Here is a 19,984-nt window from a genome sequence, read left to right as displayed (position 1 = left end):
CGCCTTTCTTTTCCACCACCACCCACAGGAGCTTCGTCATGCCCGAAACCCTCACCGTCCCGACGCCGTTCACGGCCCGCGTCGTCGAACGCCTCGGCGTCGGCCCCGCCGGCCGTCCCGAACGGGTCATCCACTCCCTGGATGGGCTGGAGGCATCCGTCCGGCCGTCGGACCTGACCGCTGTCGGCGGCGAACTGTGGCAGTGCGTCCGTCAGGAGATCCCCGCCGTCGGAAACGGCGTCGATTTCGTGCTCGGTCTGGACGCCGGGGGCATCCTCCCCACCGTCGCACTCACCGGCGCCGCCGGGCTGCCGTACAAGATCGCCTGGAAGCTGGACCTTCCCCTGAAGGGGCGCGTGCGTTTCACCGAACCGCACGCCAACCGCACCGATGTCTTCGTCTACGGCATCTCGGCCGGCCAACGGATCCTGTTGGTCGATGACGAGATCACCACCGGCCGGACCCTGGCCGACCTCACCGTCCGTCTTCGGGAGGCCGGGGCTCTCCCCCTCGGCGCCGCCTGTCTCGTGGAGGACACCGAACAGGAAGGACGCTCCCGCCTCGCCGATCTCGACCTTCCTCTGGTCTGCCTCACCCGGCTCGGCGACTCCCGATGACCACCACGACACCGCCCCCCGCCTTCCGCCCCGGCGCCCGAAGGGCGCTCGCGGGCGATGTGCATTCGGTGCCCCTCGGCTACGACCGCGCCGCCATCGGACCCGGTACGCCCCTCCCCCTTCCCGCCTCCGAGGTCCTGGTGGAACGGATGCGTGACTGCACCCGGGTGGAGTTGGCCTTCCACGACAAGCTGGGCGACAGCCTCTTGGCCCTGGCCACCGCCCGGGCCGCCCTGGACCGCTTGGGAGAACGGCGCCACGTCGTGCCCCCGACAGTGCATGCCTCCGGACCCCACACCGAACTCATCGACCGCACGGGACTCCTCACTCCCGCTACCTCCCCCGCAGGAAGTGAAGGCCCGCGCCTCGTGATCGGTGACCGGGCCGGTATCACGGCTCGCGGCTCCGACGCGACACTCGCCCTGGTCTGCGATCCGGCGGCACCTCCCTGCTGGTCGAGCGACGGAGTCGTGCACACCGCCCTCCCGGACCGCCACTACCTGGCGCTCGAACGTCGCCTCGGCATCCGCCTGCCGTCCGAGCCGCCGTTCACCCCCCGGCTCACCGCACGCCCCAATCGGCTGGTGCACCGCCTCCGGGCCATGGGATGGCTCGACGGTGTCGCGCTCGCCGCCATCACGGCCACCAGCCGTGCGGACCTCAAGGACTACACGGCCCCTCGCTTCACCGCGGTCGCCCGGCGGGTCGCCGAGATCCTCGACGCCTCCGTACGTCTCCTCCTCATCGGCGGGGAACCGGCGAGCGGGATCCGGATCACGGCCGCAGACGCCCGGGATCGGGTTCAGAGCCTCCGTCTGGACGGTCTCCCCGCCGATGATGTCGCCGACCTCCTGCCCCACTGCTCCCTGGTCATCGGAAACGACACCGGCCTGACCCACCTGGCCGCCCTCTCCCGCACCCGGGACGGAACCGGCCCGCAGGTCATTGGCCTGCACGCCCGCCACAGCGCCGGCAAGTGGAACACCGGTCTGCCCCACCACCACGCCGTGGCCACCGGGTTCGCCGAGTTGATGCACCAGGGTGACCTGTGCCCCGTTCGGGACGCCGTCGTTCCCCCGACCGAAGACGCCCACCTGGCTGCCATCACCCCGGACCGCCTCGCCCACATCGCCGTCCGCCTCCTCACCGGGGGCCGGCCGTGACGCCCTCCGCCGACACCCGCCGGTGGTCCATCGGCCCTCTTCGCCGATTCACCCGCAACCTGGTGCTGCCCGGGAACCTGGCCGGCCGACCGCTCCTACTCAAGTACACCCGCCGCCCGGGCGAGGCCCGCGAGGAGATCCGCGGCCACCACAGCGTCCGCGACCACTACCGCGTACCCGCCCTCCACGCCCACCTGCGCGTTCCCGGCGGCCGACTCCTGGCCTACGAACGGCTTCCCATCGGTCGGGACCACGGCCTCCTGCTCGACCTCCTCAACACCGACCGGCCGACCCTTGAACTGGAGCGGTACCTCCACGACCTCACCGACCACTACCGCACGGTCATCCTCGCGACCGCGCGCCTCACTCCACCGGCCCAGCTGGTCCGCAAGCTCTACTGGGACCGCGCCGCACCCGGCGGACGCCTCGACCACTACTACGCCGACGCCGACCCGTTCCTCACCGACGGCCGTGCCCACCTACCCCTGTCCCGCCTCCGGAACCACACCCTGTGGATCAACGGCACCGAGTCGCACTTCGACTGGGCGGCCACCCTCACCCATCTCAAACGACACTTCGGGACCGGGGAACCGGTGTGGGCGGCTCTCACCCAGGGCGACCCGACCGACCTCAACCTCGCCCATCCGCCGGCGTGGTTGGACCTCGACACCGCCGGAGCGAACAGCATCGCGGGCGAATTCGCCAACTTCCTCTGGTACACCACCGTCCTCGGTGGCTGGCTCGTGCCCACCCACAACCCGGGGGCTTTCGCCGACCACCCCGCCACCTTCGCCCATCTGGCAGCCAACGCCCCGGTGGTCCACCGGACCCGGATCGACACCACCCGCCGCACCCTGACCGTCGACTACGTGCCAAGGCTTTCCGAGCCCCGGCGCACGGCCGCGGAGATTTACTGGCGCCGCCTCGTCGAGCCCGTCGCCGCCGTCCTGTGGCCCGACACCGATCTCGCCGACGTCCTGCGCCCCTACGTCGCCATGCGCATCCTCGCCGTCCACCACATCGGCGACCTCACGCCCCGGGAAAGGCTCGTCCTCGTCTGCCGACTCGCGGACGTCATGAGCCCCCGTTTCGCCCCCCAATCCTTCTTCCTCACCCCGGAGGCAACATGTCCGGTCCGCTGAACGGGCACACCGCGCTGATCACCGGAGCCACTGGCGGCATCGGCACGGCGCTCTCCCGCCGCCTCGCGACCCTCGGTGCCGACATCGCGCTCACCCACCTCGACGACCACCCCGCGGCCGAAGCCCTCGCTGGCGAGCTCACCGACGCGGAGAGCGAGGCCGTACCGCTGCAAGCGGACCTCCGCGACCCCGATGCCGTCCGGAGTCTGTGCCGCAGGGCCACCGAACGGCTCGGCCCCATCGACATCCTCGTCAGCAACGCCGGTGCCTATCCCCGTGTCCCGTGGCACGGGATGAGCACCGGCACTTGGCACGAGGCGTTGGACACCAACCTGACCAGCCACTACCACCTCGTCCGGGCCCTCACCCCGGACATGGTCGACCGGGGCCACGGCCGCATCATCACCATCGGCTCCGTCCTGGCCACAGCCGGACGCCACGACCTCACCGGATACATCAGCGCCAAGGCCGGCCTGGAAGGGCTCACTCGGGCCCTCGCCCGCGAGCTCGGCCCCTCCGGGATCACCGCCAACTGTGTCGCCCCGGGATCCATCCGCGTCCCCGCCGAGGACACCGTCGTCGAGGACGGCGACGCCATGACCGCCCGCCAACTCGCCCGTCAGTGCGTCCGGCGTCGTGGCACTCCCGAGGATGTCGCCGCCACCGTGGCCTTCCTCGCCGGCGACGACGCGGGCTTCATCACCGGCCAGACCGTACGTGTCGACGGGGGCTGGATCCTTGGCTGACATCCGACTCATGCGGCACGCCGCCTACAAGGGTCATCGCCCCGGTTACCACGCCCCACCCGACGCACCGCTCAGCGCGGAGGGGTACGACCAACTCCGTCGCATGCCCCCTCCTCTCGATGGCATCACCGGCATTGTCACCAGCCCTCTTCTCCGCGCCCGCCAGACGGCAGAGACCCTCGGCTCCCTCACGGGCCTCCCCGTGATTGCCTCCAGTGACCTGCTCATCGAGTGGCGTGCGCCCACGAGCATTCAGGGCACCACCTCGGAGACCTGTCCCCCGGCTTACCGGGCCTGGCGGATTCACCGTCACACGAGCCCTCACCTCGCGTACGAGGACGGTGAATCCCTCGTCGCCCTCCACAGACGGGCCACTCACGCCGCCGCCCATCTCCACCACCTCGCAGGGCACCGGGGCGGTGTACTCGTCGTGTCCCACAAGCTCCTTCTCGGTGTCCTTCTCAGGCTTCCCATGGGCCCCTCCGCCTCCTTCGAGGCCGCAGCCCGTGCCGTGTGGCCGTTCGGGGCCATGGAGCCCTTTCCACGACACCGCTTCGGAGCTCGGACGTGAGCCTCCGACGCGCGATCCGAAAGTTCCTGGCCCGGCGCATCGGCGAAGCACGCCGCCACCTGGCCGCCTTCCTCCTCGCCGCCGCCCTGATCGTCCTCACCATCAGCCTCGTCGGCCTCCCACTCACCGGCCTTGCCCCCGGAATGCCACTGGCACCCGGACTGGGGGAGCATTCTCTACAGCGATGAACTCACCACAGCTATGCAAGAATTCCAAAATGCACCGCACACCCCCCATCAAGAAGACAAAAATTTACACAGAATCCACCCTTGCGAAAAGGTGGCCTGTCGTCACTCCCAACAGGCCACCCATGAGCGTGAGAATTGCCAGCTAGACACGAAGGACCATGACCCATGTTCCAGCACCACCCAGAGCAAGGAATACCATAAAGGCCATCCATCTGGGAAAGCAATCGACCCGAAGATACAGCACCCCCGCCACTCGAAGCTCCAGAAGAGGACTCCGACTCCTTGACGCAACTACTGCATTACTTGACCGACTCACTCGACTCTCACTATCCGTTCGCCAAGAGTAATCCCCTTCTTCGAGTGGCGCACGACCACATTCCCCCAGTGGCTCGCCCCGCCCTTCACCTGAAGTGATCCCCGAGCCTACCTGCATAAGAACACCCATCTTGCGAACGATTCCTAGTCCCCGAGAAGCATTTGGATCGGTTTTGGCATTTTCTCACCCTTCTGGAGGCGCAAAACCTTTACCGAGCGTCCAGCAACCCAAGCATTCCATGCCTTGATGTAAAGACCCACCTGCCCTTTGGTGTCTGTGCGCCGACGGGCAGTCGACCCCCCTCGCAAGCTCCTAATAGTTCGGATCAGCACCAGCCTTGGATCATCGCTTCCAAGATTCGCCCCGGTACTCAAACCCTCAACCCATTCCTCAGTCCGCGCGGCAGGGGCAGCTTCCGTGGTCAAAAAATATGCAGTCGATGCCGCCGTGGGAATCATTCCGATCTCTTTACCCAGGGTCCGCCCCATACTTACAGCAGCAGTAAACCTCTCACGCTGAGAGCTGAAAATTTCTAGAATTTTCGCGTTACTCAGACGAGAACTTGAACCGACCCATGAACCAGAGGGGGAAATCCTAAAGAGATGGACATGCCGAACCGTTGCAGCGAGAAGCGTCGTGTCTTTCTCTCCACTGAGAGCGAGAACATCTCCGCCCGAGCGACGCTTCCCTTGATCAAGCACCGAGAAAGTCTCACTTGGAACGTTCTCAAAAATCAGCACAGGAACAGGAGAAGAAGACTTCGCAATTGCATGCAGTCGGTGTTGGCCGTCAATCACCCTCCCGGAATCAAGCGGCCCGTCCAGCGCGATACCCTGGTGAGTAACCTGCCAGTTTCCATTGCCAATCTCATTCGAGATGAGAGAAACTAGGCTTTTATCCACAGGGCGATTGCTCGAATTTCTTTCGAGCAATTGAGTAGCAAGTTGCGGTGTGACATGAACCAGCTTAGGGCGGGGGAACATTATTTCGAACTCCAGTCAGGTGGCCCTACTCGTCGATGGCGATCTTGCCATTCTCCGCACAGCACGGCCGTCTGGATGACAAATTTTGCCCACAATTCTTCTATTTCTTCTTGAAATCTGTCACTCAGATCGAATTCATGGGCCTTACGGTTGAAACCTCGGCACGCTTTTGATCATTCTGTCGAGTGGAGGAGCCTTAGAGCTAAGGAGTGTGGCGATGACGTAGGTCGCCAAAACAGGTACAGGCCAGGTGACTCCCAATGAGGTGGCGCAGGACGCAAGCTGGCCCCGCCCGGTCTCACCTTCATGGAAGTAGGGGACGTGGACGCGATCACCCATCTCATCAACCATGGCCCAGCCCCAGTTCGTGGGACTAGAGGCTTCAGCTGGCCAGCAAGATCGGTCCCCTTGTTACATCCTCCGGTCTCTGCGACCAGCTATTGAGGGCGCTCGGCCCCCATCCAGCTAGTTTGGGAAGGTCGCAGCATCGCCGGTGCGGCTCATAGCCGTCGGGGCCTCCGAGGATGACACGGACGTCCTTTTCGCGGAGGGTGGCCACCCCGCGAGGCATAGCGCCCTGGCCCTGGACTCCGGGGGTCGCACTCCAGGGCGGCATCGCGACCATCGAGACGCCCAGAGGGGCACCCTCCGTAGGCGGCCCGAGAGAAAGAGTGTCGGTGATATCGGCCCCCCAACGACACGCGCTGGTCGTGGTCAGCGCCGCGACGAGCATCGCGTCCGTAGGTGGGCGCCCCGAACTCCCCCGGCCGGGTGTGGCGCCACCGCACCGGATGGCCCGTCAGCTCCTCCACCTCCCCCATCCGACCCTCCCACCACCCCGCCGTCGTGGGGACAGGATCAGGCAAAAATCCCCCCACCTCCCAGATGGCCCGCGCCCCACGGGCGATGTACTCGGCCGAACCGGCGGCAGTGGCGCTCAAAGAGAGCCCCCAGGTCATGCAGCATGTCGTCCTCTCCCTCGCGCTTTACGTCCCATACCAGGAGCACAGCCGGTGTTCCGCGTGCCCTATCCGTGCCCTTCGGAGCGGGCAGCACCGGTCAACAGCGGTGTTCACGGACTTGCCGGGACGGCTGGCGACAGTGGCGTTTCCGCAGATCAGGGCGGCTTTCGGTGCCGCAGTGTCGGTGATTCCCAAGCTCAGAGCGCGAGTTCGATTCTCGTCGCCCGCTCCACCCAGAACCCCCGGGTCAGCGACCCGGGGGTTTGTCGTGGAGCGGGCTGTGGGATTCAGGCAGCGTGGGGGGTGAAGGTGACGCGGGAGTCGTCCGCGGTGAGGGCCACGTTCAGCGAACCGTCCAGAGCCTTGGCCAGGCGCCGCAGCAGCGGAAGTGTCGGTACGGTGTCGCCACCCTCGATGCGGGAGATCTGGGGCTGGGTCATCGCCGCACGCTCGGCCAGCTCGGTCTGGGACAGGCCGAGCTCGACTCGACGGTCGTGGACGGCCTGCCCGAGGTCGCCGGCAAGGCGGGCATCAACGTATTCCTGGTCGTATTCCACAGTCTCCCCGAGGAGCTGCTTGGTACGACGCGTCTTCCACTGGCTGTGGTTCATCACGCCTCCTTGACGCGGTCGTAGAGGTGCTGTGCCGGGCCGTGTTCGGCCTCGCAGATTTTCTGGGCTTGATGGGCTCGCTCGACTTCGGCGGCTTCACGCATTCTGGTCTTGCGAAAGACGGTGAGCAGAACAATCCGCCGGTCCGGCGCGAGCCAGTAGGGGATGCGAACAGCGTCTCCGTCGAGCACCATCCGCAGTTCCCGCAGCTTGCCTCCCAGATGGCGGGAGTACGGCTCGCCGAGCGTTGTGGGCTCCGCCAGCAGACGATCGGCCTTGTCCTCGACGCGACGGTAGAGGCGGAGGGGGAGCAGCTCCAGCCAGTCCCGCACCTCGGGCTCGACCTCGATCACATACTCCTCATCCATGCACTGAACGATATATGCATCGAAATGCATAACACAAGTCGTTCGGAGCACGTGGACACCACCACTCGACCGGCGACCGGAACGGCTCGGCGTTTGCCGGGGAAGCGCAGACGCCATCACCGCTACACGCGCGGAGCGAAAAGCATCCCCTCGGCATCTCCACGGATCGTGAGCCCCACCCGATCCACCGCAGCCGACGACCGCCGCCCGTCCATGCCGTGCCCCATCCGTGCCCTTCGGAGTGGACAGCACCGGTCAACAGCGGTGTTCACGGACCCGCCGGGCCAGGCGAAGAAGAGGGCGTTTCCACAGATCAGGGCAGCTTTCGGCGCGGAAGCGTCGGTGATTCCCAAGCTCAGAGCGCGAGTTCGATTCTCGTCGCCCGCTCCAGCACGAAAGGCCCAGGTCACAGACCTGGGCCTTCGGCGTTGTCGGAACTCATCACCGCCCGCGTGCCCGTTGCGTGCCCGACGGCCCTCCCTCGTCCGCCGGGGACGACCCGGGTGGTCGAACCGTCGCGGTCATCGGGCCGATGCGCTCAAGGACGGCACGGCGTGACGTGCGCCGCCGAGAGGGCCGTGCATCAGACACGTGGGAACAGCGCTCGCTCCGCGCGCAGCAGACGCCAGGCGACCACCAGCAGACCCCCGCTCAACACGACCAGTACGAACCCCGCTGTCCCGGCGCCACCGGACCCGGGCGCCGAGCTCCACCAGTACAACTGCCACTGCCCGCCATCCGAGAACTCCATCCAGGCGGCGATCCAGTAGTGCGGGGTCCAATCCCGAAAGCCGGTGGTGACCAGCGGCAGGGTCACCGTGAGGGGCCCAGCCCCCAGCACGGCGGCGGCGATCACCCCGCGGGAGGCCGCCGCCACGAAGGCGCCGATCGCGGCGTATCCCACCAGCACGAGCAGTGTGCTCCCACCGGCCTCCAGGGCCTCACCCCAGGTGGGACCACTGGTTCCGGTCGACTCGGTGAGGGGTGCCACGCTCGATCGCGGTTCGTCCGGCGGCCATACCGCCGTACAGACCCGCATCGCCGTCCACAACGCCACAGCGGTCGATCCCGTGCTCAGCACGGCGAGGGACAGAACGGCGAGGAGTTTGCGGGTCATCAGCAGCCACACCCGCGACTCCTGTAGTCGCATCAACGGCCATGTTCCGCTTTCCAGGGCTCCGGCCAGTACCACCGCGCCGAGCAGCGCGACGAAGAACAGGCCCAACAGCGATGCGTGATGCCAGGCCGCCGACTGAAGCGCTCCGGGCGCGCTCCGCAGGATGAGGATGTTCGCGTCCGTGTTCGCCGTCCCGCGTGAGAAGGCGTCGAGGTACAGCAGCACCGCCCGCGTCGTAGCGACGGCGGCCACCGCCGCACCGAGGACGACAGCGGGGAGGACGGCGGGGCGGAACTCGGCCCGCAGTGGTCCCCACGGCGAGGTGGCTTGCCGCGCCATCGTTCGGGGTGGGGTCGGTGTCATCCGGTTGCTCTCTTTGGTCACACCAGGCTCCGGGGCCGGACGCGCCATCCGTGCCACACCACGCCGAGCAGCAGGACCACCCATGGCAGGGCTCGTATCGATGCGGGGACGGAGGTGCCGAGGGGGGTCGTCCAAACGTGATCCCACGCGTTCAGGTAGGGCTTCAGTTCCAGGCCGTCGGCGAGGATCGCGCCCGGGGACCAGGCGGTGATCGGTAGTGTGACCAGTCCCAGAAGCAGGACTCCGGCGAGCGAGCTGCGCAACGGGGACCGCAACGCCGCGGCGAGTGCGACCGAGGCCACGCAGGTGATGGCGAGCACCAGCAGCCCCACTCCGGCCCGTTGGAGGGTGTATGCACGTACCTCGGCGTCGGAGACCATGTCGTGCAGTGGATGGGCCCGGCGGGTGTGCAGGGCCGCCAATGCCCACAGGGCGAGGGACATCACCGCTGCCGTGAGCAGGGACCACACCAGCAGTACGGCGGTCTTGGCGGACAGCAGTCGCCACAGCCGTTGCTCATGCAGGAGCAACGGCACCACGGTGCCGCGCGACCATTCGCCGGCCGTGAAATACGCGGCCAACAGAATGATGGCCACCAGCCCCGGCACCGTCGCCAGCCACCCGAACGAGGCACCGACCGTCCCCACCGGATGCTGGGCGGGAGCCAAGTGCTCGGCTGTGGCGGTGAAGCCGACTTCGATGTTCCGATACATCTCGATGGTGCGCGGGAGGTTCTCCACACACTCCCGGTGGAACACCTCGGGAGAGACCCCGGCGTCGGGTGGGAGCCCCGCCGTGTCCTCGGCGCACCCCTCCGGGGTCAGGTGTGCCATACCGGTGCGCACCTGATCCAGGTTGCTGTGGGCGACGTCCTGCACCGCGCGGGCCTGGAAGACGGCACCGGTGACCAGGAGCACCAGGAGGCCGACGGGGAGCAGTCGGGGAAGCGTTCGACGCAGTTCGGCACCGAACAGCCGGAGCCAGGAGCCCATCACCGTTCACTTCCCGCTCCGCCGGCCCGGGGTCCGGTGTGCTGCTGGGTGAAGAACCAGTCCTCCAACCCCTGCGGCCCGTCGGCGACGCCCAACCCGAGCTCGCCCACGGTGCCCGAAGCACTCACCACACCGCGGGAGATCATGACCACGTTGTCGCAGACCCGTGCGATCTCGTCGAGTTGATGGCTGGAGATGAGGATGCCCGCGCCCCGGGCCACCTCCTCCGCGATGATACTCCGTACCAGTCGCACGCCGGCCGGGTCGAGGCCGTTGGTCGGCTCGTCGAGCACCAGGAAATCGGGGGCTTTCAGCAGCGCCGCTGCGAGCGCCAACCGTTGACGCATGCCCTGGGAGTACGTACCGACCCGGCGTCGTGCCGCGTCGGTCAATCCCACCCGCTCCAGCATGTGCTCGATGCGACCGTCGTCGGGGAGGCCGGCGGTGTCCAGCAGGGTGCGCAGCATGCCCTGTCCGGTCATCCATCTGTAGAAAGCGGGGGCGTCCAGCGCCGCGCCGACCCGGGCCAGAACGGCGGGCCGGATCGGAAGGCCGTGGCCAAGGACCCGGACCCGTCCCGACGTGGGGGCGATCAGGCCGGTGGCGATGCGCATCAATGTGGTCTTGCCCGCCCCGTTGAGGCCGAGGAGGCCGGTCACCCGACCGGCCTCCACGCCGAGGGACACGCCGTCCAGCACGGTGTGCTTTCCGTACGTCTTCACCACACCGCGACAGGAGAATACGGCTGTCATGGAAGGAGATGCCTCTCAGGAGGTGACGCGCCTGACGCGGAGATTCAGCTCATCCACCACGGCACCCGAAGGAGTCGAATTGACCTTCGCGTAGTAATAACCGTTGCCCGCGCCGGTGTAGCTCTTGGTGTAGGCGACGTTGTCACAGGACCAGTCGCGCCAGGCCACCCACTTGTCCGGGCTCAGGCTGATGTCCTTCATGAAGTCGTAGGAAATACGACCGGTGTAGCGGGACTGACAGAGCGTCTGGTTGATGTACTGCGTGTGCGAGCCGACCGCATACCACCGGGAAGTCTCGGAACCCGCCGTGGCGGACTTGAGGTAGCGATCGTTTGTGTTCCATGTCACCGCGGAAGCGCTGGTGGCAGCCACCCCGAGAGCCAACACGGCAAGCAGAGCGGTGACACCGGCGCGGCGTAAGCGGAAACTGACGGAGTTCATGATTCCTCCTGAAATTACCCAACGGCATGGAGTCGTCGATGAGAGGCAACCAGCCGACCACCGGTGGATCATGATCCCGAAACCCGAGGAGTGTCAAGCTCTTAAAATTCCTCGGCCGACCCGAAAGCCACTCCCTGCCAGGCAGGCACCCCACCATCTGCGGACCTTGATTTTTTGACGAAATCCAACCCCTGGCATAGCAGGCATCTCTTCCTGTAATGCCAATTCCCACCCATGAAGGTTGATTTCTGCATTCTGTAGCACATTTCGGACCTTGCATATCCGAGTTCCGTCGGGACACGAGCCACCCACCGAAGGGTGACCCGAGTCGACCGAGTCCGTTTCGACAGAGAGGTCCGGAAGGCCGCTTCCTGCGACGCGGAAAGATCGGACCATGCACCAGGCGTGCCCCGTCCGTGCCCTTCGGAGCGGTCGGCACCGGTCAACAGCGGTGTTCACGGACCCGCCGGGACGGCTGGCGACAGAGACGTTTCCGCAGATCAGGGCGGCTTTCGGTGCCGAAGTGTCGGTGATTCCCAAGCTCAGAGCGCGAGTTCGATTCTCGTCGCCCGCTCCACCCCGAACCCCCGGGTCAGCGACCCGGGGGTTTGTCGTGGAGCGGGCTGTGGCATTCAGGCCGCGTGGGGGGTGAAGGTGACGCGGGAGTCGTCCGCGGTGAGGGCCACGTTCAGCGAGCCGTCCAGAGCCTTGGCCAGGCGCCGCAGCAGCGGAAGTGTCGGTACGGTGTCGCCACCCTCGATGCGGGAGATCTGGGGCTGGGTCATCGCCGCACGCTCGGCCGGCTCGGTTTGGGACAGGCCGAGCTCGACACGCCGGTCATAGACGGCCTGCCCGAGGTCGCCGGCAAGGCGGGCGTCGACGTACTCCTGGTCGTACTCCACAGTCTGACCGAGGAGCTGCTTGACACCATGTGTCTTCCACTGGCTGGAGGTCATCACGTCTCCACTCGCCGCTGCCGGCGCTGCTGCCCCGTGTTCCAGACCTGTCCGGCAACACTGCCGGTCAATGCCGGATCGGCGAACCGCTCGACGCCGGAGAAGGTCTCCTGGAAGGACTGCGGGAGGCGGTCGTCCAGATGCTGCTTGCGTACCCAGGCCGCCCATCTGCGTTGGGCCAGTTCAGGAAGGGCTGCCAAGTCCGGGAGTAGGCCCCGCAGCCGTACACCCCGGTGTTTGGCGACTGCTTCCATCGCCGCCATGAGTTCGTCGCCGTCGGCGTCGTGTCGCGCCGCCAGCAGGTACACGTCCGCGAAGTCTCGCCAGCGAGTGTTGACTTCACCCCGCTCCAGCATGGTGATGATCTTCTCGGCCCGGACCATGGCCAGCGGGTAACCGAGCAGTGTGACGGCACCTCCTCGCAGGCGCGGCAGCGCGACGCTTCCGGGAGTGGGGACAACCGGGTCGCCCACGTTCACATCGACATGGAACGTCATCCGTGCGCTGGCCAGTTCGACGGTCATGGTGACCCGTACCCCGTTGTACTCCTCGTCGTCCCTGATGATCTCGGCACGTGCCTCCTCGGCATGGAACACCGTTCCGTCGTCGATCGGCTGAGCGGCGATAACCCGAACAGCTTCCAGGACGGCGTCCGGCGATGCCGTCAGACGGTCGGCGCGAAGATCGATATACGCGTGTCGGCCGGCGCATGTCGTATGCCGCCAGCAGCACCCCGCCCCTTGAGGACAAATCGATCCGCGTAGGAGGAACGCGCAAGGCGGTCCAGGAAGCACTCCAGAACGTACAGCTGATGCAGCTCTGCCGTAGGTCGGCCACCGCGCCTGGCAAGGTTCTGCAGGTCCAGGTAGACACGACCGGCTTCCGTCGCGCGTGTGGGCCGAGGGTTCACAGCAGGATCTCCAGACTGGCGCGCAGAGGTGCGGCGGCCCGTGGGAAGTGCTTGGCCATGGTCATGAGCTCAGCGGGCCGGCTGGATCGCCGGGACAGCCACCTGCGCAGCGCTTCGACGGCGAGTTCCGGCCCCTCCAGATGACGCAGCCGGAAGGCATCGATGATGCACCGCTCCGCGCCGTAGATGGCGAGCGGCTGATCGGCGCCCACGGGCAGCGGCTCCCGACCGATCGAGAAGGTCTCACGTGCGAAGTGGTGCCAGCTGACAACTCCAGCTGTTCGAGGAGCACGTTGTCCACGCGGGATGGCCAGGTCGATGGAGGCCGGGATCTGATCCGTCAGGTCATGGTGGGCCAGCGCCGAGACAAGGCACATCGTCGCGTTCGGAGCACGCTGTGCCGCCTCGATCAGATCGAGATCCACCAGGGGATCGGCATCAGCCCTGCGGTACACCCCCCGGGACAACCGCTCCACCTCCCCCCGGTCCAGCAGACGGCGCAGAAGACGGTCCGAGATGCCCCGACGGCGAGCGTCCGCATACCTGAAGGTCTCGGGCAGGCCGGCTGCACCCTCGGATTCCCTCTCCATCCCACCTCCCACACCTGCCGACGGGAAACGTCTACACATAGCCTATATCTGTAAGCACTATCCGCCGCTGCCGCTGGGCGAGCTTCACCCGATCGAGTGCGATCCGGCGACCGCCACTCACGCGGGTGTGCCCGATGCGTGCCCGTCAGGGCGGTCAGCACCGGTCAACAGGGGTGCTCGGGAGCAGACGGTCCGTAGCCCTCGGGATACGTTTCCGTTGGTTGCGGAGGGTGGCCCCGGCCCGGGCCGCCCGCTCGTCGATCGGCTTGAAGGGTCGCAGGTCCATAACCTCAAGGAATTACGCCCCGGCTCCGCAGGCCGCTCCGAGATCCGTCTCCTGTTCGTCTTCGACCCGTGGCGTTCGGCGATCCTGCTGGTGGGCGGTGACAAATCGGGGAACTGGTCGGCCTGGTACCGCCAGGCGATTCCACGCGCGGAAGAGCTGTGCGTCGAGTACGTGGAGGAACGTGAAGCAGAGGAGGGACAGCAATGAAGAAGTTTCCCAATTGGAGCGATGTACGTGCCGATGTTGTTGCGGGTGCCGGCGGCGAAGAGGCTGTAACCGAGGCCCGCAAGCGCAACCAGGCGCACATCGACGGGTATCGGCTTGCCGAGCGCCGCAAGGCCCTGGGCATGACGCAAAGCGACGTCGCGGAATTGATGGACATGACCAAGGGCCGGATCTCGCAGATCGAGCGCGGAGAGGTTTCCACCGTGGAGGCCATCGCCCGCTATGTCGCCGCTCTTGGCGGCCGGATCCAGATCTCCGCCGTTTTCGGTGACGACCTGTACATCCTGCGCGGAACGGACACTCACGCGGCATAGGTCGGAGGCCCTGAGCGCATCCACATCCTTGCCGTGCCGGTCTCACACGAGTCGTGGCACTCGGCACGAACCTCCCGAGTCGCAGAAAGGTCGGTTGAGCCTTTTCCAAGCTGGCTGAGCTCGGGAGGCATGGGGGCGGGGGCCGGGTGGGGGAAAGAACGAAGCTCCTGGTGGATGAGTTCACGACCAAGCTCACTCGCTCGACCAGGAGCTTCGTCGTGCTTGTCCACCCGTCGGGAGTGGATTTGTCCACTTCGGCCCTGCATCACCTGTCGGAACTCCTCGCCGCGCAGCGGCGGGTGGCCGGGACCCGGTGGCGGCGTCTTTCCCCCGGTCGCCAGGCGTTGTTGGTTCCGGCCCATCTGCGGTGCGGACACACTCCCCCGGCCTTCGGCCGGGAGGTGCCCCCATGCGCAGCTCGCGGCGGGGTTCGGGGTCGGTGTCGCGACCGCCCACCGCTGGGTCGCCGAGGCCGTGGCGCTCCCGGCCGCGCGGGCCCCGGACCTCCACGACACCACCCGGGCGGCGGCGCGGAAGGTGTTCGTGAGTCCCGGGCGGCACCCTGCTGCCGATTGATCGCGTGGCGGCCGAGCGGCCGTACTACTCGGGGAAACATCGCCGGCACGGGATGAACGCGCAGGTCCTGGCGGCTCCTCCCCCAACCTTCGGCCGGGAGGTACCCCCATGGACGCCTGTTGTGGGCCTCGCCCGCGCTGCCCGGAGCCGTCCACGACATCCGCGCAGCCCGCACCCACACCATCATCGATGCTCTGACCTGCGTGAACGTGCCCTGCTGGGCGGATAAGGGCTATCAGGGCGCCGGTGGAACCGTGCGCACCCCCTACCGCGGCCGAGGGGAGAACCTCTCCGCCGGCCAACGAGCCCACAACCGCTCCCGGGCGAAGATCCGAGCCCTGGGCGAACAGGCCGTGGCCACTCCGAAGTCCTGGCGACTCCTCCGTCGTCTGCGGTGCTCAACCACCCGCATCACCGACCCGGGCAAAGCCATCCCGACCCTTCGCCTCGCCTCAACCAGCTGAGGTTGGAAAGGCTCAATGTCCCGATCGGTTCACGGGGTTGTCCCGGTTGATCCTCGCCGTGAGTCACACCGCCCGGCAGCGACTAACGTGCCGGTCACAGAACCACATGTCTTTGCGATGACGGTCTGCGCATACTTATGCTCATACGACACTACGGGGACGACCACATGGCCAAGGGACGCAGCAGCACAACGGGCGGCAGGGCTTCCCGGCGACAGGCACTGCGACTGGCGGCAGGCGGCGTCACGCTGGCTGTCCTGGGGGCCGGAGCGGCCGGCTGCGGTGAGAAGGATGAGGGTTCGGGGGACGACGGCAAGGGCTCCGGTGGCGACAGGCCAGCCGAGGACAACGACCCGTCCGAGGATGCTACGCCCGAGGCCGGACAGGCCCCCGAGCCGCTGTGGACGAAGTCGACATCGGCACAGACGTACGGGAACAACGACGAACTCGTGGCGGTGGACGGTGTGGTGATCGCGGCCGGTAATCCGCTTGTCGCCCTCGACGGGGCGACCGGCGAGGAGCAGTGGTCGCTGGAGGGCGGCGCAGTCCCCGGTGCGGCGCTGCTGCTCGGCAACGGCACCCTCTACCTGGCCAGCGGCAATTATGACGGCACGGTTGGCGGGTACGACCCGGCTTCGGGCAAGGAGACGTGGCGCAGCCATCTGGGCAAGGAGTATCGGCAGCCGCGGCCGATCGCGGTGGACGAGGCGCAGGTGTATGTCATCGCCGAGATCCTCGAGGGCGACGGCTCGTCCTCTACCAATGTGGTCGCCGCGCTGAACAGCGGCACGGGCAAGGTGGTGTGGAAGGAACAGCGAGACGTCGGCACGGAGCAGAACGGTGTTCACGCCGTCGTCCAGGACCGCTACCTCATCTACACCGACTTCAAGCAGAACCTCACGGTTCGCGACACCGCCACTGGCGGGCAGGTGTGGACGCAGAAGACGACAGAGACGAACTACGGGGTCTTCGCCGTTCACCAGGATCTGATCATCGTCCCGCAGCGGCAGCAGCTCCAGGCGTTCCACCTGCCCGACGGCACCGAGAAGTGGTCTGTGCAGGCCGAGGACTTCGACGCCTTCCAGGAGCCGGCCATCGTGGAGGACGTGCTCTACATCGCGGACAGCGGCAGGACGCTCTGGTCCATCGAGCCACGGACCGGCGAGGTGATCTGGCAGTCCGGAGACCTCTCGGACGCGGGTGCCCGGGTGCCGCGGCAGTTCGTCAAGGCGGGCGACACCCTCTACGGAGCCACCAGCCTCGACGAGCAGGGCGGCATACACGCCTTCGACGCGACGACCGGTGCTCTGCGCTGGACGTTCAACGACGGCTCGGGGGACCATCGCGCTTGGCTGGTGGCCACCGACAGCACGCACGTATTCGCCCTGCACGGCGAGGACCTGCACGCCCTGCCCGCGTAACGGCTACGTCCTCGTCATGCCGGTGGTTGGACACCACGACCATGGCGTCCGACCACCGGCATGCGGCGCCTCCCTCGCCGTCACCGAAGTAATCGAGGCCGGTTCAACTACCTGCCGTGCCCTGACGAAGCATGGGACCGAGCCCTGGACAGCCGGCCACAGGCCATCCGCGTCCCGGACGTGGATACGCGGCTTGTAACGGGACCGCTCATCGCCTCCGGCCATGTGGTCCATGGTTGTGGATGAGTGCGAGTACGTCGGCGGTAGGCCGGACATCGCCGAACGTGCGGTGGATCGTACGAACTGTCGCGTGGTGGTCCTCGTCGCGCCGGGCGTCGTCGGCGTCGACCACCATGATGACCCGGTAGCCGAGGGTGCTCGCGTCGCGGGCGGAGAACTCGCAGCACACGTAGGTGAAGGTACCGGTGATCAGCACGGTGTCGATGCCACGCCGTTCGAGAAGCCCGGTGAGCGGGCACCGTCCCGGGAAGAAGGCGCTGGCGGCGGCCTTCTCCACCACGAGATCGCCGTCATCGACCTGGAGCTCCGGCCACAGCCGCTCGCCCAGCGGACCGGTACCGGCGCACTTGCTGAGTAGTTTCGCGCTCCGCCCGCACCCTGGCGTCGAGTGCTTCTGCACTCTCCTGCCGGCGCTCCCGGTTGGAGTGCTGGTGGATCAGCGCGGCCCCATGGCGTCGGCCAGAGCGTCCACTACGCCGTCCGCGTCCTCAGTGGCGTGGGCGGACATGATCCCAGGAGCATGATCGGCCACGGGAAGGTGAGCCACCCCTTCTCGGGTGACCTCTGGCTGTGCTGGCTGCAGGGGACCAGACCCTATTCGCTGCTGGGCTCCGGCGTTTCCAGCTCGAGGCGTGTGCCTTCCAGGAGAGCGTGCACGGCGGCGCTGTCGCCGGTGATTTCGATCTCGTCATGATCCTCCAGAGGCGCTCGGCCGAGGATGAGGGCCTTCCAGGCACGGGTGGTGGCCTGGACGCGTGCGTCGGCGGTGTCCGTGGTGCCCTTCTCGATCTCTGGGCCCGATGTTGTCAATGTGGCGACATACTCGACCGACGAGTCACCGGGAGCTCGTGAGTCGATGAGCTCAATGGTGACCTGCATGTTGCGTGGCACCGGAACTGGTCGCGTGTGAGCACGCATGGCCAGGACAAGACTGTCGGGACTCATGTCTGCATGGACCGGAAGTTTCGGCGATCGGGACGCCCATGCCGACAACGCGGTATTGACCTGCTCAAGCCCACGCCCCCAGTCGGTCAGGTCGTACGCAAGGACGCGTGCAGGCGGGGGCAGGGTTCGCCGGGTCACGATCCCGACCGCTTCGAGCTGCTGGAGCCGTTGGGTCAGTGCCCCGGGCCCGACGCCTGCGACGTCCCGCTGTAGATCGACGAACCGTTTCGGCCCCAGGAGCAGCTCACGTACGACGATGAGCGCCCACCGCTCGCCGACGAGGTCGAGCGCATGTGCCGCGGCGCAACCGTCGTTGTACGAGCCGTAAGTTCTGCGCGACGCCACCGCTGGACCCCTAACCGCCGGAACACCACAACACACATATACTACTTGTCCAGTAGACAGTACTACTGTAAGAGTAGCGCCATGCCTGAAGTAAAGACTGCCATCTGGTCTGTTGTCCACGCCGAACGCCATGCCCTGATTCAGGATCTGGAAGACCTCACTCCCCAGCAGTGGAGCGTGGCATCGCTGTGCGACGGTTGGACGGTTCACGACGTTCTTGCCCATCTGATCGACACCGCGAAGACGACCCGTATCGGGTTCGCCCGACGCTTGATCGCCGCCCGCTTCGACTTCGACCGCGACAACGCCGTAGGCGTCGTCCGTGAACGCCATGGCGAGCCGGACCGGACACTTGCGGCGTTCCGTAAAGTCGTCGAGCACACAAGCACGCCACCGGCTCCTCTCGCCACCCGGCTGGTTGAAGCCTTCGCGCACGGGGAGGACATCAGACGACCGCTCGGAATCCACCGCGACTATCCGCCGAGCCACGTCGCAAAGGCCATCCGGTACCAGGCCAAAACGAGCGAGAGCTTCGGTGGTGGCAAGGAGCGGGCACGAGGCTGTCGTCTGGTCGCGACTGATGTGGACCTTCAAATAGGCGACGGCGACGAAGTCCACGGCACTGCCATCGCCCTGCTTCTGGCGCTATCCGGTCGGCCGACGGATTCAACCGAACTCAGCGGCCCTGGAATACCAGCCCTCGTCCGCCGGCGCTGAGACAACCCGCAGGTGGTATGGCACCCGTATTCATTCACCCGGCGGACGCACCCGAAATGGGATGACCAGCAGAAACAGCACGGCCTTCGGGTCGCCACCGATTGACAAGCGGGGGGGGAACCAACCGTGCGGACCGAGCGCTTGCTGGTGATCCGGCGCTCGGCTTGCATCCCGTCGCCATGTGGCGCGGAAGGCAAGCGTGCCCCATCCGTGCCCTTCAGAGCGATCAGCGCCGGTGACCAGAGGCGTTCAGAGGCCCTCCGCAGCAGGCGTTGATCCCGGTGTTTGCACAGGTCAGGGCGAAGTTCCGCACGCGAGCACCGGTGATTCCCGGGCGAGGGGCGCGAGTTCGATTCTCGTCGCCCGCTCCAGCGCGAAGGCCCGGGTCACGGACCCGGGGCTTCGTCGTTGTCCATTTCCGCCGAGGGCCCCGCGCCCTCCGCGTGCCCCGGGAAGCGATCCCTCGAGCGGGAGTGTCCCATCAAGTCGCTGGAGGTCATCGGTCGCGAGTGCGACCGTGTGACGCCGAGGTCGATCAGCGGCTGGGAGACCTTCTCGAGCGGGACGCCCCTCGGACCGGTGAGCGTTGCCCGGCCCCGCGCTCCGTCGCCGTACGAGTCCTGACGTTGTCGCGTTACCCGGCGGGGGGGGGGGGGGGGGCCG

Annotated in this window: 22 protein-coding genes and 1 pseudogene; 11 read left to right on the top strand and 12 right to left on the bottom strand. The window is 66.8% G+C overall.

Going from position 1 to position 19,984, the window contains the following annotated elements:
- Positions 1-38 precede the first annotated feature (38 nt).
- From LZF96_RS22370 to LZF96_RS22345, 6 genes are read left to right on the top strand one after another with little or no spacing between them, the layout of a single operon-like run.
- Complete coding sequence (locus tag LZF96_RS22370; protein WP_233875900.1) at positions 39-617, top strand: phosphoribosyltransferase; 579 nt, start codon at positions 39-41, stop codon at positions 615-617.
- Complete coding sequence (locus LZF96_RS22365) at positions 614-1,780, top strand: glycosyltransferase family 9 protein (protein ID WP_233875898.1); 1,167 nt, start codon at positions 614-616, stop codon at positions 1,778-1,780. Before LZF96_RS22370 ends, LZF96_RS22365 begins: the two co-directional genes overlap by 4 nt.
- The gene (locus LZF96_RS22360) at positions 1,777-2,922 is read left to right on the top strand and encodes a hypothetical protein (protein ID WP_233875896.1); all 1,146 of its coding nucleotides are present in this window, start codon (positions 1,777-1,779) and stop codon (positions 2,920-2,922) included. Before LZF96_RS22365 ends, LZF96_RS22360 begins: the two co-directional genes overlap by 4 nt.
- Positions 2,907-3,668 (top strand): SDR family NAD(P)-dependent oxidoreductase, encoded by a 762-nt coding sequence (locus tag LZF96_RS22355; RefSeq protein ID WP_233875894.1) that lies wholly within the window; start codon positions 2,907-2,909, stop codon positions 3,666-3,668. The genes LZF96_RS22360 and LZF96_RS22355 overlap by 16 nt, the downstream gene beginning before the upstream one ends.
- Positions 3,661-4,239 carry a histidine phosphatase family protein gene (locus tag LZF96_RS22350; RefSeq protein WP_233875892.1) on the top strand — a complete coding sequence of 193 codons (579 nt, stop codon included), beginning with the start codon at positions 3,661-3,663 and terminating at the stop codon, positions 4,237-4,239. The genes LZF96_RS22355 and LZF96_RS22350 overlap by 8 nt, the downstream gene beginning before the upstream one ends.
- The gene (locus LZF96_RS22345; protein WP_233875890.1) at positions 4,236-4,427 is read left to right on the top strand and encodes a hypothetical protein; all 192 of its coding nucleotides are present in this window, start codon (positions 4,236-4,238) and stop codon (positions 4,425-4,427) included. The genes LZF96_RS22350 and LZF96_RS22345 overlap by 4 nt, the downstream gene beginning before the upstream one ends.
- A gap of 459 nt (positions 4,428-4,886) precedes the next feature.
- On the opposite strand, the gene LZF96_RS22340 is transcribed toward LZF96_RS22345, so the two are convergent.
- From LZF96_RS22340 to LZF96_RS22295, 10 genes are all read right to left on the bottom strand, one after another.
- On the bottom strand, positions 4,887-5,726 hold the full coding sequence (locus LZF96_RS22340) for a hypothetical protein (RefSeq protein ID WP_233875888.1): 840 nt from the start codon (positions 5,724-5,726) through the stop codon (positions 4,887-4,889).
- A gap of 1,249 nt (positions 5,727-6,975) precedes the next feature.
- On the bottom strand, positions 6,976-7,299 hold the full coding sequence (locus LZF96_RS22335) for a helix-turn-helix domain-containing protein (RefSeq protein ID WP_143616319.1): 324 nt from the start codon (positions 7,297-7,299) through the stop codon (positions 6,976-6,978).
- Positions 7,299-7,667: a type II toxin-antitoxin system RelE/ParE family toxin gene (locus LZF96_RS22330; RefSeq protein WP_182605859.1), complete on the bottom strand. Its 369-nt coding sequence runs from the start codon at positions 7,665-7,667 to the stop codon at positions 7,299-7,301. The genes LZF96_RS22335 and LZF96_RS22330 overlap by 1 nt, the downstream gene beginning before the upstream one ends.
- A gap of 583 nt (positions 7,668-8,250) precedes the next feature.
- Positions 8,251-9,147, bottom strand: a complete 897-nt coding sequence (locus LZF96_RS22325; protein WP_233875886.1) for a hypothetical protein — start codon at positions 9,145-9,147, stop codon at positions 8,251-8,253.
- Positions 9,148-9,164: 17 nt separating this feature from the next.
- Positions 9,165-10,139, bottom strand: coding sequence for a hypothetical protein (locus tag LZF96_RS22320; protein WP_233875884.1), 975 nt, complete (start codon positions 10,137-10,139; stop codon positions 9,165-9,167).
- Positions 10,139-10,891 carry an ABC transporter ATP-binding protein gene (locus tag LZF96_RS22315; protein WP_233875882.1) on the bottom strand — a complete coding sequence of 251 codons (753 nt, stop codon included), beginning with the start codon at positions 10,889-10,891 and terminating at the stop codon, positions 10,139-10,141. The genes LZF96_RS22320 and LZF96_RS22315 overlap by 1 nt, the downstream gene beginning before the upstream one ends.
- Before the next feature lie 15 nt (positions 10,892-10,906).
- Positions 10,907-11,332 (bottom strand): hypothetical protein, encoded by a 426-nt coding sequence (locus LZF96_RS22310; protein WP_233875880.1) that lies wholly within the window; start codon positions 11,330-11,332, stop codon positions 10,907-10,909.
- 632 nt (positions 11,333-11,964) lie between these two features.
- Positions 11,965-12,288 (bottom strand): helix-turn-helix domain-containing protein, encoded by a 324-nt coding sequence (locus LZF96_RS22305; protein ID WP_233875878.1) that lies wholly within the window; start codon positions 12,286-12,288, stop codon positions 11,965-11,967.
- Positions 12,288-13,082, bottom strand: a complete 795-nt coding sequence (locus tag LZF96_RS22300; protein ID WP_233875876.1) for a nucleotidyl transferase AbiEii/AbiGii toxin family protein — start codon at positions 13,080-13,082, stop codon at positions 12,288-12,290. Before LZF96_RS22300 ends, LZF96_RS22305 begins: the two co-directional genes overlap by 1 nt.
- A 112-nt stretch (positions 13,083-13,194) precedes the next feature.
- Positions 13,195-13,788: a type IV toxin-antitoxin system AbiEi family antitoxin domain-containing protein gene (locus LZF96_RS22295; protein ID WP_233875874.1), complete on the bottom strand. Its 594-nt coding sequence runs from the start codon at positions 13,786-13,788 to the stop codon at positions 13,195-13,197.
- 127 nt (positions 13,789-13,915) lie between these two features.
- Here LZF96_RS22295 and LZF96_RS22290 point away from each other — a divergent pair, with 127 nt between their 5' ends.
- The 4 genes and pseudogenes from LZF96_RS22290 to LZF96_RS22275 all read left to right on the top strand — a co-directional run bounded on the left by LZF96_RS22290 (position 13,916) and on the right by LZF96_RS22275 (position 17,074).
- Positions 13,916-14,281: a type II toxin-antitoxin system RelE/ParE family toxin gene (locus LZF96_RS22290; RefSeq protein WP_374203307.1), complete on the top strand. Its 366-nt coding sequence runs from the start codon at positions 13,916-13,918 to the stop codon at positions 14,279-14,281.
- Positions 14,278-14,613, top strand: a complete 336-nt coding sequence (locus LZF96_RS22285; RefSeq protein WP_233875872.1) for a helix-turn-helix domain-containing protein — start codon at positions 14,278-14,280, stop codon at positions 14,611-14,613. The genes LZF96_RS22290 and LZF96_RS22285 overlap by 4 nt, the downstream gene beginning before the upstream one ends.
- Before the next feature lie 218 nt (positions 14,614-14,831).
- Positions 14,832-15,653: pseudogene (locus LZF96_RS22280) on the top strand (transposase family protein).
- 167 nt (positions 15,654-15,820) lie between these two features.
- A complete protein-coding gene (locus tag LZF96_RS22275) occupies positions 15,821-17,074 on the top strand; it encodes a PQQ-binding-like beta-propeller repeat protein (protein WP_233875955.1) in 1,254 nt (417 codons plus the stop codon).
- Between the two features lie 208 nt (positions 17,075-17,282).
- On the opposite strand, the gene LZF96_RS22270 is transcribed toward LZF96_RS22275, so the two are convergent.
- Positions 17,283-17,714, bottom strand: coding sequence for an isochorismatase family cysteine hydrolase (locus tag LZF96_RS22270; protein WP_233875870.1), 432 nt, complete (start codon positions 17,712-17,714; stop codon positions 17,283-17,285).
- Positions 17,715-17,908: 194 nt separating this feature from the next.
- Positions 17,909-18,604, bottom strand: coding sequence for a helix-turn-helix domain-containing protein (locus tag LZF96_RS22265; protein ID WP_233875868.1), 696 nt, complete (start codon positions 18,602-18,604; stop codon positions 17,909-17,911).
- A gap of 81 nt (positions 18,605-18,685) precedes the next feature.
- On the opposite strand from LZF96_RS22265, the gene LZF96_RS22260 reads away from it, so the two are divergent.
- Entirely contained in the window at positions 18,686-19,321 is a 636-nt protein-coding gene (locus tag LZF96_RS22260; protein ID WP_233875866.1) for a maleylpyruvate isomerase family mycothiol-dependent enzyme, read from the top strand.
- The last annotated feature ends 663 nt before the right edge of the window (positions 19,322-19,984 follow it).

It is taken from the genome of Streptomyces sp. ST2-7A (assembly GCF_021390475.1).
Lineage (GTDB): Bacteria > Actinomycetota > Actinomycetes > Streptomycetales > Streptomycetaceae > Streptomyces.
The sequence above is the reverse complement of the archived record's forward strand: the minus strand, read 5'-3'. Positions and strand labels throughout refer to the sequence as shown.